This is a genomic window from Oceanisphaera ostreae (assembly GCF_042676125.1).
GTDB classification, from domain to species: Bacteria; Pseudomonadota; Gammaproteobacteria; order Enterobacterales; family Aeromonadaceae; genus Oceanimonas; species Oceanimonas ostreae.
The window spans coordinates 218,570-232,300 of sequence record NZ_JBHTJS010000035.1; the positions used below are offsets into that span (position 1 = coordinate 218,570).

Genomic DNA, 13,731 nt, shown 5'->3' on the forward strand with positions numbered 1-13,731 from the left:
CGGCCACGAGGCTTGTGCCGTGGCCGTGAACAACGAAACGAAAAGGATTAACGCAAGGTATCTGGCACCACAACTCCAATCTCATCGTAATAACGCAGCGCACCAGAGTGAAGCTTGCCGGCCATATTCTCTAGCATGTCTGGAGTAATACTTCCCCACCACGCGGCTTCTTCAGCCATGACATCGCGTCGCTCCCAAAAGGTTTTGGTCAAGGTATAAGCGGTGTCGCTATCCATCGCCGTCGTCGTGTAAGCAATAACCGGTAGCGACGTGGTCTCTACGTTTTGATCAACGCCGGGATAGGTGCCAGCAGGAATGGTTTGCCGTGGGGCTCCGGTCTGTGTGATTTGTTCATCAGTCAGGCTGATCAAGGTCACTGGCATGCTGGCGGCCGTTTCAATCACGTTGGGCGAGGGAAAAGAGCTGGCGGTCGCAAAGCCATCAACCTGGCCGTTTTTGAGCGCATCGGGCCCACTGCCAATAGCGGCATCGGCAATTTTTACACTGTCTTCCAAACCAAACAGTTCCAGGTAGCGAGCGGCTTCGCGAGCACCAAAAGAGCCTCGACCAATCAATAGGTGCTTACCTTTCAGTGCACTAATATCGGTCACGCCCTCGTCACCCGCTAATACAAAGTGCATGGTAATAGAGGGAATAGGGAACAAACCTCGGATCTCTTGAAAGCGAGGATTCTGGCGCTTGGCAAAAACGCCCTCTCCGGCCATAGCTTGGCCAACTAATGCGGGTGGCGTGGTAAACACATAGTTACCTTGGCGGGCCATCACTTCCATCACATTTTGTACCGAGCCCTGACTCTCTTCCAGGGTCAGAATAATGGCGTCGTCCGTGCCCTGACGTATTGCCTCAGAAAGCTCTACGCCCATCTGATAATAAGCAGTACCAGCGGAGGCCGATTTATAGGTCACGCGGGTTTCAGCATGAGCAGAGCAAGCCGCAGTTACCAGTGCTAGCGTGGCCGCCGATACACTCAGTGTGCGACGAAATGAACGAAAGGGATTGCGCATCATTATTTTCCTTAATGTATTCAGCGACCGTTTTCCAACAGGCCTCGTTTAATCTTGTCAAACCATGAATATGGCGGGACTCAACATAGCACGACTGCGCCTAAGCGGGCAAAGCTTAGCACCACCTAATGCCTCATAACGCTCAGCCATGTTTCAGTAAATTTAACTGGGGTTAATTCAACTAAGTAATGCCGCTTAACAGGTGTGGTTCTGCCGTCATTCCCGCGAAGGCGGGAATCCAGGACCTGTGGCGCAGAACTATCAACCAGCGGACCGCCTGCAAAGAGACTGGCCCCCCGCCTTCGCGAGGGTGACGATAAAGAGAAGCTAGCCCCTGAATCCACATAAGTGATGCCGGACTGCTTAAGTAATGTCGCATCACCGGCGTGGTTCTGTCGTCATTCCCGTCCCCGCCGACGCGAGGATGACGCTCCTTCGGGAAGGACAAGAAAGGGCCTGCGGGAATGTCGACAAGCCGCACATGTTATGCGGTATTACTTATGAGTTGGGTCCCCTGTCTACCCGACTGACTGTTTGGTTGCGAACAAAAAAAGCCCCTATCAGGCAAAGCTGATAGGGGCTTTCTTGTGGCTAATTTTACCAGCTGCTTTGAGGCGGTTCAGTCCGACTCTCAAGCTGATAAAGAGCAGCACAGACAATGACGGTTACTTGATGCTCAGTGAGCCACTGGCCAATAACCATATGCCGGTGATAACACCGGCACATGGTTTCTTTATCATCTTTATGCGTTTTGTTTACGCAACTCGCGGCCGTGGAAGACATAGCCGATCAGGTTCATCAATACCTGTGCCGCCAACACACTGGTGGTGCCGGTATGATCATAGTCGGGGGCGACTTCGCACAAATCGATACCCACGACCTCACCACTGATAGCCACTTCCTGCAGAATTTCCATCACTTCATAGTAAGTGAAGCCACCGTGGCTCGGGGTTCCGGTACCGGGGGCAATCGAGGGGTCAAAACCGTCGATATCGATGGTGATGTAATAATTGACTCCTTTAGGGATCAGCGCCAGCACCCCTTCCACACCAAGCCGACGTACATCGCGCACAGACAGTATGGTAGAACCCGCATCCTCTGCCGCCTTGTGATCCGCACGGTTGGACGAGGAAACATTACGGATGCCAAGCTGCGTCATGCCGGTGACGAATTCCTGCTCGGAGGCGCGACGCAGCGGGTTGCCGTGACCGTAGCGAACACCATGGCGCTCATCGACGAAGTCGAGATGGGCATCAATCTGGATAATATGAATGGGGCCACGGCCCTCGAAGGCGCGAATACAAGGGGCATTGACCGAATGGTCACCACCGACGATCACCGGCAAAGCGCCAGATTCCAGTATCTTGCGCACGCCGTATTCAATATTGGCATGGGACTGTTCGGTGTTGGTATGTATCATGTCCGCATCGCCGATATCGACGATATCGACGCCATCCAGATACATCAGATCCTCTTCATAAGAATAAGCACCACCGTGGCCGAAGGAAAACAGTGTGGATGCTTCACGGACCGATCTAGGCCCCATTCGAGCTCCAGATCGCCACTGAGTACCGCAGTCGAAGGGCGCGCCCATAAAGGCAACGTCCGCCTTGATGTTATCCCAGTCTTCGCAGATCCGCTTCTTTCCGAATGTGCAAAAACCAACAAACGGCAGGTTCAAGCGACCTTTTTCGTAAGAATTTTCACTCATGGTTTATCTACCCCTGTTTGACCAACGGCCTGACCGACCGATGCTGTGTCTGATAAAACGCCCGGATGCCGATAAAGGCCTGAACGTCTAATAATGGACTCAGTATTGCAGGAGCTAATGAATCTAAAAATATAAAACTTATGATATTCACATTACATTTTATAATGTAACTTGTGAACGGAGTGTTTCTTTTATGATCTAGCGCCAGCCTTAGATCGATGCCTTTGGCTTTCTGATGGTGGCAGCCTTGACAGTGGCCTCTATGTCTTCGGCAAAAATTCTCACGATATCCTGCGGATCGGGAGAGGCCCGCATCGCCATGCTGAACTCCGATTGCCAGGACAGGCCAAGATGATCGAAAGCACGCATCTCTCCACGCTCAACCCATTGCCTTGCGTAATGCGTCGGCAGAAAGCCGAGGAAGCTGCCGCTGGTGATCAGAATCGCCTGGGCTTCCATATTGGAGACCATGGCGACATCCCGGGCTTTCATCAGTCCCTGCAGCTCGGCATGTTGCAAATAGGTGCGAGAAGACACCGGATATTGTCTGAGAGTATCGAGAGTTACCTCGGCATCCGCCAGCCCAAACAGCGGATGACGGCGCCCACAGTAAAAACCGTGTGCCTCCATGCACAGGTGCTGGTAACTCAAACCCTTGTGCCGGTTATGAAACAAACCCAAGGCAATATGCAGGTTGCCATTCAACAGCTCTCGCTCCAGCTCTTCGGGAGGCAGTACCACCAACTTGAGTGAGACGTCGTTCTTGCGCGCGTAGAAGCGATGGATCGCATCGGAGATCGGGAAGTCGTGATTGGTAATGGTGCTGTCAATCAATCCCAGCCGCAGCGTTCCGGTCAGTTTATCGCGCAGTTCGCCAAGATCGGCTTCAAAGTCCGAAATGTTGTTCAGCATCTCGCGACACTTGCGATAAACAGCCTGCCCCTTCTCGGTCAGGCTGAATCCGCTCCGCCCGCGATGGCACAACTGAAATCCGAGCCGGATCTCAAAATCTCGAATATGCGTGCTGATCGCCGGTTGGCTCATCCCCAGAACCGACTCGGCACCGACAAAGCCGCCATATTCCGCCACGGTGCAAAAAGTAAGCATATGTTTCATCGAGTAACGCGACATTAGTCCTCCGGATTTTACTGTCTGCACCCAAATTACATCACTTTTTGTAATGTATATATATCAAAATTTATATTCTTGAATGAATCTGGGTTTGCAATACTGCGGTCTCGTGAATTAATTTAACATGTTGTTTACAAAAAAGTAGAACTTGGCAATCAATGGAGATGATGAACATGACTACATTTAAAAAACAATTCAAAGCGCTGGTGCTTTCAACCTCCGTCGCCCTGACTCCCGCCCTCGCCATGGCCGAAGAATGGAAGTTCGCCATCGAGGAAATTCCCGGCTCGATCATGGATGCTTACGCCCAGGAGTTCAAAAAGCGCATCGAAGACAAGACCAAGGGTGATGTCACCATCAAAGTCTATCCCCTCGGCACTTTGGGCACTCCTACCGAGTTGGTCGAACTGGTCGCCGATGGTGTAGTACAGTTTGCCAACGTCTCGGTAGGCAACCTGGGCACCATAGTGCCCGAGTCACAAATATTTCTGCTGACCTATACACTGCCCTCGGACTCGGCCGTCATCTCTGACTTACTGACCTCTAGCCAGATGATTTACGGTGAACTCGGCAAAGACTTTGAAGCCAAGGGCCTGAAACTGCATACCATGTACTCGGAAGGTCCGCAGGTTTGGACCACCAACCGCGAAATTCGTACTCCCAACGACTTCGATAACTTTAAGATGCGCGTCATGGTTTCTCCCATCTTGCTCAAGGCTTACGAGGATCTGGGTGCCAGCCCAACTCCCCTGCCTTTCGGCGAAGTCTATGGCGCCCTGCAGCTCAAGCAGGTAGACGGCCAGATCAACCCAGTGCCGGCCATCGAAGAAATGAAGTTTTACGAAGTAACCGACTATATGATTTGGGCCGGCGAACAGGAGCTGGTGACCTCAGTCATGTCGGGTACCGACTGGTATGACAGCCTGCCGGCCGAACGCCAGCAACTGATCGGCGAAACCACTGCCGAGATGCAGAACTTTGTACAAGGCGTGGTCACAGAATTCAACGAAGACAAGCTGGCCAAGATAAAGGCGGCCAAACCCGACATCAAGATGATTGAGCTGACCGAGGAGGAACGCTCAGCTTTCCGTGAACGCAGCAAAGCAAGCCACTCGGCCTATATCGACATCACCGGCAAACGGGGACAAGTACTGCTTGATGCGCTGCTGGCCGAGGTTGAAGCTGTAAAGCACTAACCTGCTGTCGCCTGCCCCATGCCTAGCAAGGGGCAGGCCGTTCACCCCACTTACCCAAACCGAGGTCAAGCCGATGCCCTTATATCTCGCCCTAACCAGGATGTTGACCCTCACCGACAAGCTCATCGGCAAAGCCGAGATATACGTGCTTGGCTGGGGCATCATCATCATGGCCGTTAATACCATTGCCAATGTATTTGGCCGTTACCTGTTTTCGCAAAGTATCTATTTCACCGAGGAACTCAACGAGTTTCTGATCGTCATCATCACCTTTATGGGCTTGGGTTATGTCACCCGCAAGGGCCGTCATATCCGAATGTCCGCCCTCTATGACCTACTATCGACACGCTACAAGAAACTGCTAATGATCATCATCGCCTCCCTGACCGCAGTAGCAATGTTCACTCTGGCCTGGTATGCCTTCGAGTACGTCGCCAAGCTCGCCAGCCGAGGACGGGTAACTCCTGCGCTGCAGTTTCCCCTTTACCTGACCTATATCTGGGTGGTGCTCGGTTTTGCCGTGACCGGCATCCAGTATGTGTTAACGGCATTCAGAAATCTGAACTTGTCCGAGGAAGATGTTTATATCTCCTTCAGTACCGTAGATGAATATCTGGACCCCGAAATTGCCGAAGTACTGCACCTCTACCAACAGGACCATGATATTGACAGCACAGAGCAAGAGCAGTCAGCAAAAACAACGAGCACACAGTCCGTCTACAAGGAGAATAAATCATGACGATGATGATGTTCGCAGTAATGATCCTGCTGCTGCTGTCCGGTTTTCCGATGATGATGCCACTGCTGGCGGCTGCCATGCTGGCCTTTATTGTCTACATGCCAGATCTGAGCCTGCAGGTAATAGTGCAACAAATGATTGGCGGAGTTAAACCGGCCGCCCTGATTGCCGTCCCCATGTTTATTCTTGCCGCCGATATTATCACCCGAGGTCATTCGGCCGATCGGCTGGTAGATGTGGTGATGCGCTTTATGGGTCACATACGCGGAGGACTGGCTGTCTCGGTTACCGCCGCCTGTGCCCTGTTCGGTGCCGTGTGCGGCTCAACCCAGGCGACTGTGGTGGCCGTTGGCGGCGCCATGCGTCCACGGATGCTAAAAGCAGGCTATAACGACTCCTTTTCTATCGGCCTGATCATCAATGCCGCCGATCTGGCTTACCTGATCCCCCCCTCCATCGGTATGATTATCTATGGCGTCATTTCTGGCACTTCGATCTCCGAATTGTTCATCGCCGGTCTGGGACCCGGGCTGCTGATCATTGTGCTGTTTTCACTCTATTGCATCTGGTATGCAAAACGGCACAACATCCCCGTGGAACCCAAGGCCAGTTGGGCAGAACGTCTGACCTCCATCCGTCGCGCGGTCTGGCCGCTGGGGTTTCCGGCGATCGTCGTCGGTGGCATCTACGGCGGCGTTTTCAGCCCGACCGAAGCGGCGGCCGTATGTGTACTCTATGCCTTGATTCTAGAACTCGTCATCTTCCGCTCGATAAAGACCCGCGATGTGTTTGATATCGCACTGTCGACCGGCGCCGTAACCTCTGTGGTTTTCATCCTGATCGCCGCCGGTGCCGCTTTCTCTTGGGTATTGTCTTACGCACAGATCCCTCAGCAGCTCATCGCCGCGATAGGACTGGATGAAGCTGGCCCCATCATGACGATGGTGGCCATCAACATCGCCTTTTTCGTCGGCTGCATGTTCGTCGATTCGGTGGTGGTGATCCTGATATTGGTCCCCATCTTTGCGCCCTTGGTCAATGCGGCTGGGCTCGACCCGGTATTGGTGGGTGTTGTGATCACCCTGCAGGTAGCAATCGGCGCAGCCACTCCCCCCTTCGGCTGCAACATCTTCACCGCAGTCGCCGTGTTCCGGCGCCCGTTTGTTGATGTCATCCGAGGCGTGCCACCCTTCTTGCTAATACTGTTAGTGGTCGCGGTCTTGCTGGTCGCCTTCCCCCCGATTGCCTTGTTTCTAAGGGACCTTGCTTTCCGGTAAAGGCGTGAAGCGTGTAAACCCAGCTTCAGCAGGAAGCAGGGGTTGGATTCACACTCTGTTAACCAATAAAAAGCCCCGCTTCGGCGGGGCTTTTAGGTTCAGTCGAGCTAGCTGCTGCACTGCCAGTCCAGTACCTAAGAACTAGCTTGTATAAAAGCCGAACAAAGAGTCAACTCCACCGACTCGCTTATCGGGAAGGCTTACTGCTGCTTCTTAAAAGCCTTACACCAATAATTTTTTGCAACGGAACCCACGGAAGAACACGGAAAAATTAAGCTGAGATAAGAACGAAAAAATCCAAAAAATCTTATTGGTAAGAGCAAAGTCTAGCAGACAGAGTAGCTTGGCACTGCTTTGATTAAGATTTTACAAATCAATTTTTTCCGATCTTATCTTTATTTTTCCGTGGGTTCCGTGCTTCTCGTAGCAAAGAGTCGTTGCGAAAGGTCTTTAGCTTTAAAGTAAGCCGAAGCTACCTACAGAATCCACCACATAAGTTATGCAACATTACTTATCGGTAATTTTTGAGATCTGGAAGTCAATCATTTTTCTAGCAGGTATTGGTTTACTAAAATAATAACCTTGCGCTATATCACACCCCAACTCATCCAATAAACTCAGTTGTTCGACTGTTTCAACGCCTTCAGCAACAACCAGCAAATTCAAACTATGGGCCATTGCTATCGTTGCTTTTACCAAGTCACGATCTTCCTTATTTAAGGTTATACCATTAACAAAACTACGATCGATCTTCAGAAGGTCAAATTCATACTTCCGCAAATAACTTAATGATGAATAGCCGGTTCCAAAATCATCCATTGACAACTTGACCCCAAGCTTATAGAGCTCAGCTAATGCATTATCGACATACGCTTTACCGACCATTAATACGCCTTCGGTAATCTCAAACTCTAAACGCTCGGCACTAACATTAGCATCATTAAGTGCTTTTTTAACAAAACTGATTAAACCGCCATCTCTGAATTGACAAGGAGACAAATTGACCGCCATTGTATAGTCTCGTCGATGGTCATTTTCCCACAGAGCCAAAAATTGGAGGGATTGCTCTATAACATACTTTCCAATAGGAATAATTAAACCTGTACTCTCTGCAATTGGAATAAATTCATCTGGACCTACACTACCTAACATTGGGTCCAGCCAGCGTAATAGAGCCTCCGCACCAACAATACAGCCACCTCTGACGTTAACCTTAGGCTGATAATAAACTTCAAATTCATTACGCTCTAGCGCGCCATGTAGCCGACCTTCTATCTCCAAACGTCGCAAAATCATGTCGTTCATTTCTTTTGTAAAAAAAGAATAGGTATTTCGCCCTAACGATTTTGCTTGATACATTGCAGTATCTGCATTCCGTAACAAATCAGTCGCGTTATCACTATTTTCGGGATAAATAGCAACACCGATACTCGCTGTAAGAGTCAGCTCTCTGCCATCTATTTTAAAAGGCTCTTGGAAAACTCTAAGTAGCTTTTCTAAAAAATCAACTGTGGTATAACTGTCGGTTAATGAGCGCAACAAAATAATAAACTCATCCCCACCCAAGCGCCCTACCGTATCTATCTCTCGTACCGATAAAGTTAACCTTTTGGCAGCTTCAACAAGCAGCTTACCCCCTACTTCATGTCCTAAAGAGTCGTTAACCTTTTTAAAATCATCTATATCTAAAAACACTACCGCTGCTTTCTCATCGCACCGTTTCATGTCTTTAATCATTTGTGATAAACGATCAAGGGATAAAAATCGGTTAGGTAACAAGGTTAAAGTATCATAATAAGCCTGTTTTCGTATCAATTCAGCGGCTTTATATTGCTCAGTTATATCTCGAATAATAAGCACAACTTGCTTGTGCTCTGGCAAGTGACTAACTCTTGCTTCAAAGTAACTCGCACCAGTCGGCATAGCTAACTCATATTCGAAACTTACTATACCTCCTAGTTTTATTGCTTGAGCAATGTAAGCCAGGAACCTCGCAACAACTTTATCAGGTAAAAAATCTGCTATATTACTTCCAATAATTCCCGTTGGTGTAACATAGAGAGTTTTACTATCACCAGCATGATAGTTAATAAAAACCCCATCTTCCGTCATCAAAAAAAACAAGTCAGGGTTCGTTTCAAATACAGCCTTAAGCAAATCATCCTTCATAACCGCCTGAGCTTGTGCTTTTTTAACATCACTCAGATCGACATCAATACAATACATTTCGCATTCATTGGCTTCATTATAAAACATTACATGGCTTGAAAAAACATTGACATCCTGACTATTTTTATTGCGTAAAATAATCTCTGATGCTGGTATTTCAACACCTTGTTCTACCCACTCTCGATGCGCAGAGATAAGCTTATCTCGCATGCTCTCAGGAATTATTAGCTCTTCTAACTTTCTGCCTAATGCTTCTTCTTTAGTATATCCATAAAGTATTTCACTACCTACATTCCAATAAATAACTCTACGTTCTTCGTCGTATCCTTGAACAGAGATAGCGTCGATGCCATCAAACAGTTTATGAACAGAATCTCTTGTAGCTGTTTGATGTTTTAACATAGCTAATCTGGCTGCCTCATGGTTAGACGAAGTAACAAAGAAAAATGCTCAATACACTACAGAATACAAGTGATTGGCTTAGGCGATTTATAGCAAAGGATAGCAGATGGCTCTGACCTTGGGTATCTACGATTTGGTACAGCTTGTAAACCGCCACCACATGGATCTAAGCTCCCAATGGAGCCTTTAATGGCCGTATACATTCTTTTTTTGATATCACACTTAGTATTTAAACTCGAATATATGGTATCAGGCAGCATAAGTCCCCCCCCTTTTTTATTAATTACTTTTGCCAATCGTAAAATTAAAAAACTAACGAGACACCCATCTAAAAAGCTTAGCCAACAAGCGTTCCGTATAACCAACAATCCGAGTTGATGCGCATCATCAGCCAGATGAATAACCAGGAATAACTAAACAACTGAGGGATTGATACTGATGTTGAAGCAACACCCGAGAAATGAGCCTCATTCAGGCAGCATGCGCAATACGCTTCTTACCTAAATGCGCACAATATCGGGTTACGTCTTCGAGTGTGCCTACTGGGCCTGTAAAAAGGGTCTTAAACTCATGGATGACTTTAAGCCAGCTGATATCCATCAACCGACGGCGATACTCGGCAATGGTGTCGTTAAGGCTATCGAGCTTATAGCCTGCAACAGGTTCACCTTTAGCAAACTTTTGGGTCAACAAGGTGCCTTTAAACAACCGATGCCATTGATGAACCACCTCAAACACCTGAGTTAGCAGCAATAATCGCTGCTCTACCCAGCCTCGGCGATGCTCAAAGGATTGACCCATATTGATGAGGAGAAAGTAGTGACCAACACCTTACCAATCCCCTCATATGAGCCGCGTCACACCTGAGTTTGATAGTAACAACAGCAAGAAATGACGAAACTCTCGGTGGTACTGCGTAACTTAGAAAATGGCCTATCCCTAGGCACAATGTGCTCTCAGCTGATTTCGGGGGTTAGTACATATTTAGGTTATGCGGCTAACATGACGCGATCTGCTATTAAAATGAGGGGATTACTAAGGACCAACACCACACAAAACGCCCTTCTCACTGTGCGACTAACGCAATGATAAAAGGGCGTATCTTCCAAGCTCACTTGTGCAGAACGTGGTCTAGGCATCAGAGCCTCCCAACACTACAAAAACACACCTTTTAAGTGTAGAGGCTGAGTCAAAAACTAACCAATCAACATGGGTGTCTTGTTAATTGGTGCTTGCTTTTTCACTTTCAAGACGGTTATCAAATACATGATTCTCTCTGTCTCTGGCTATCAATACCGGTACCCAGTCACCTTTCTTGCGGCCTCTTCCTGCCTTGTCTCTGCCTCGCTTGTGCGCCGGACGAGAAAGCCCTCGGCTTCCCTTCTCTGAGTAACGGAAAAGGGTTTCGTCCATTTCGACAATGCCAGCCAAACGGGTCTCTTTTTGTACGGTTAAGCGACGTAAGAAGCGGTGACGCCACTGGAAAGCCGTGTTTTTATTGATCTTGCATTGGGCTGCACTCGCGCGGACAGTCAGACTATCCAGTAGGCATTTCAAATAGGGCACGCATTGCTCAATTTTTCGCAATCGATACAGAGGGGTATTCACTGTACTCATGAAGGTACGCTGGCAAACGTTGCAACGGAATCGCTGTCTCGAGGCAATGACACCGTATTTCTTTACCTTGTTGGCATGACAATGCGGGCACTGCCGATGGGTGTTTTGCCTATCATTCAGAAGGCTAATACACCCTTCTCTATTGAGTTGATGCGTGATTAACGTGAGTAATTCCTGCTTTTGAACAGCAGGCAGCTCTGTGACCTGTAGCTCTAGCTCCTTATAAGACCATTCCATAATCTGGCCCACCCTGTTTCTGTATATAAACACAGTATAGACACAGTTAACTCATACATAGCCGATGCCATTGATGAACAACCTCAATACTGATCAACGCCTGTGCGGTATCGGCATCAATTCTCAACACTACATGCAAGTGATTAGACAGAATAGCGGTCAACCCCGCACAAAAAAGCCCTTATCACCGCGCGGCTGACGCCGTGATAAAAGGGCGTATCTTCCAGGCTAACTTGGGTGGAGCGTGGCTTAGGCATCCTAGCCTCCTTAAAAGTCCAAAACCGAACCTTTAAAAGGTAGATGGCAGGTTGAAAACTAACCAATTTATATCGGTGGCTTGTTAGTGCTTCTAACTTACCTCTTCAAGCTTATGGCAGCCGAAGGCTAATATGTTATGAGATGAGTAATGATTACTTATCATCATACATACCACAGTTCAGTAACTATAAGTTAGTCAGGTAGTTGTTTTCTATGTACTATGTGGACAGTATTGTTATAACTTTTAGGATAAAAATGAGCATCAACTTTGATGTTGTTATGGAGAGTGATGATTACTCTGTTGATATGAATTCAGGACTTGAGACATTACGCGGAGCTTCCGAGGCTTCTCGACAAATTGCAACTACAATTCTTGAGGAAAGAGTTCCTCAAAAGCTATCATCTGAGAGCAAGGTTAGGACTAACCTTAGAAAAACATTTAAAGGCTCATTTGGACAAGAATTTTCGCTAGATTTTTATGATGAAAAAATTAAAAAACGTTTTAGAGCTATTGGAAAAAAGGCGATTGCCGAATTGATATCGTATTTTATCAATGAAGCTCTTTTCCAAGAGAGCTTGAGACTCTCAAAAAAAGCAGAAAGCACCCTGAAAAATCTTGGGAAAGATTTAGAGCAAGAATTAATAAAGCAACTTCAAAAAAGCTCACTAGATCATCTGCATTCTGTTTCTAACAATTTTAATAAAGACGTAAAATTAAGATTTAGGGAAAGCAGAGTCAAGCAAACAACGCTGGCAAAAGTTGATAGAGCGACACATGCAACGCTTAAACCAAAAACTGATAGAGAAAAGTTAAAGATTATCGCTAGTATCACTCGCTTGAATATAAATACTGGTAATGGCAGACTTCTTATTCAGGATGAAGATGAAACTATTGCGTTTGGATTCCCAGCTCAAAAACACTATCGGCACCTTCAATTTTCGGCGAAGCAGAAGTTTTCTGACAACCTTCATACGAACAATGGCAAACCTACTGACAAGTGGCAGACTCTCACACTCACAGCACATACCCAGAGGACTAACAGCGGCCATATAATCAAGTATTTGATTGAAGGATTCGACGATGCTTAATCGGTACTCAATTGCCGCTATAGTTCTCATGGCGGTAGTTATTGGCTCTTATATCATTCAATTCTATACAATTCTAGGATATGGGCTATCTGACAAGGCTTCTGATTGGGTTGATTTTAGTGCTTATGTGAGTGGATTGATAAACCCACTGCTTAGCTTTGTTTCATTAGTATTGCTAATACAATCTTTGAACTTGCAGAACAAAGCTAACAAAGAACTTAGAGCAGAGATAAAGCAAAACCAAAAAAACGAACAACTTAGATCATTTGAGACCTATTTTTTTGGATTAATTGAAGCTCAAAAGTCCTCATTTTCCAACTTTAAGCTAGATTTCCCTGCTAACCTTGGAGGAGAGTCTTTAGAGAAGGTTTGTGCTATCCAAGAGCTTGAAGATCAGATTGAAAATATGCGAGCTAATAATTGGACGGATGCAGAAATTGAGCAAACGCTCGAAAAAATTGATATAGGCGAGCGAATTTACAACACTGTCCGTATTTTTTACAATATTATTAAAATGACCTCTGAAAGGCTCTCTGATGAAAATGGTTTTGATGAAAAAACTAGAAAAAATCAATTCCAGACCTTGATTAGCTTTACTGAGTTTTCTCAACTTCGCTTAGTTATGATTAGTATGCAGTTTATGGACTGTCCGCCAGCTAAATACCTCAAGTCTAATCAGGAGTTTATGGCTGTACTCACAAACCTAGGAGGTGGTGCAAAACTATATTGACATCCTCCGAAGTATGATTAATTTTAGTCTAGGATTTATGAAAATTCAGGACAATACACTATCATTGGCCATGCTTTTTAAGTGCCGATATTGGAAAGCTATCTAATCATGTTACCCATTATTAAAACAGCCGTTTATACGTAAACGTCA

11 protein-coding genes are annotated in these 13,731 nt (G+C 46.9%); 5 read left to right on the forward strand and 6 right to left on the reverse strand.

Annotated features, from left to right (window positions below):
* Positions 1 to 47: 47 nt before the first annotated feature.
* From ACFQ1C_RS09500 to ACFQ1C_RS09510, 3 genes are all read right to left on the reverse strand, one after another.
* Positions 48 to 1,028 carry a TAXI family TRAP transporter solute-binding subunit gene (locus ACFQ1C_RS09500; RefSeq protein ID WP_379558360.1) on the reverse strand — a complete coding sequence of 327 codons (981 nt, stop codon included), beginning with the start codon at positions 1,026 to 1,028 and terminating at the stop codon, positions 48 to 50.
* Between the two features lie 739 nt (positions 1,029 to 1,767).
* Complete coding sequence (locus ACFQ1C_RS09505) at positions 1,768 to 2,736, reverse strand: agmatinase (protein ID WP_379558361.1); 969 nt, start codon at positions 2,734 to 2,736, stop codon at positions 1,768 to 1,770.
* A 210-nt stretch (positions 2,737 to 2,946) separates the two neighbouring features.
* Entirely contained in the window at positions 2,947 to 3,867 is a 921-nt protein-coding gene (locus ACFQ1C_RS09510) for a LysR family transcriptional regulator (protein WP_379558362.1), read from the reverse strand.
* Between the two features lie 173 nt (positions 3,868 to 4,040).
* Between ACFQ1C_RS09510 and ACFQ1C_RS09515 the strand changes: the two genes are divergently transcribed.
* From ACFQ1C_RS09515 to ACFQ1C_RS09525, 3 genes are all read left to right on the forward strand, one after another.
* The gene (locus ACFQ1C_RS09515; protein WP_379558363.1) at positions 4,041 to 5,063 is read left to right on the forward strand and encodes a TRAP transporter substrate-binding protein; all 1,023 of its coding nucleotides are present in this window, start codon (positions 4,041 to 4,043) and stop codon (positions 5,061 to 5,063) included.
* A gap of 73 nt (positions 5,064 to 5,136) precedes the next feature.
* The gene (locus tag ACFQ1C_RS09520; protein ID WP_379558364.1) at positions 5,137 to 5,802 is read left to right on the forward strand and encodes a TRAP transporter small permease; all 666 of its coding nucleotides are present in this window, start codon (positions 5,137 to 5,139) and stop codon (positions 5,800 to 5,802) included.
* Positions 5,799 to 7,079 (forward strand): TRAP transporter large permease, encoded by a 1,281-nt coding sequence (locus ACFQ1C_RS09525; protein WP_379558365.1) that lies wholly within the window; start codon positions 5,799 to 5,801, stop codon positions 7,077 to 7,079. Before ACFQ1C_RS09520 ends, ACFQ1C_RS09525 begins: the two co-directional genes overlap by 4 nt.
* A 507-nt stretch (positions 7,080 to 7,586) precedes the next feature.
* On the opposite strand, the gene ACFQ1C_RS09530 is transcribed toward ACFQ1C_RS09525, so the two are convergent.
* From ACFQ1C_RS09530 to ACFQ1C_RS09540, 3 genes are all read right to left on the reverse strand, one after another.
* Positions 7,587 to 9,650 (reverse strand): EAL domain-containing protein, encoded by a 2,064-nt coding sequence (locus ACFQ1C_RS09530; RefSeq protein ID WP_379558366.1) that lies wholly within the window; start codon positions 9,648 to 9,650, stop codon positions 7,587 to 7,589.
* Positions 9,651 to 10,121: 471 nt separating this feature from the next.
* Entirely contained in the window at positions 10,122 to 10,451 is a 330-nt protein-coding gene (locus ACFQ1C_RS09535) for a hypothetical protein (RefSeq protein WP_379558367.1), read from the reverse strand.
* A gap of 420 nt (positions 10,452 to 10,871) precedes the next feature.
* Positions 10,872 to 11,504, reverse strand: a complete 633-nt coding sequence (locus tag ACFQ1C_RS09540) for an IS1595 family transposase (RefSeq protein ID WP_379558368.1) — start codon at positions 11,502 to 11,504, stop codon at positions 10,872 to 10,874.
* A 513-nt stretch (positions 11,505 to 12,017) separates the two neighbouring features.
* Between ACFQ1C_RS09540 and ACFQ1C_RS09545 the strand changes: the two genes are divergently transcribed.
* Both ACFQ1C_RS09545 and ACFQ1C_RS09550 read left to right on the forward strand, forming a co-directional pair.
* Complete coding sequence (locus ACFQ1C_RS09545) at positions 12,018 to 12,851, forward strand: hypothetical protein (protein WP_379558369.1); 834 nt, start codon at positions 12,018 to 12,020, stop codon at positions 12,849 to 12,851.
* On the forward strand, positions 12,844 to 13,581 hold the full coding sequence (locus ACFQ1C_RS09550) for a hypothetical protein (RefSeq protein ID WP_379558370.1): 738 nt from the start codon (positions 12,844 to 12,846) through the stop codon (positions 13,579 to 13,581). The genes ACFQ1C_RS09545 and ACFQ1C_RS09550 overlap by 8 nt, the downstream gene beginning before the upstream one ends.
* The last annotated feature ends 150 nt before the right edge of the window (positions 13,582 to 13,731 follow it).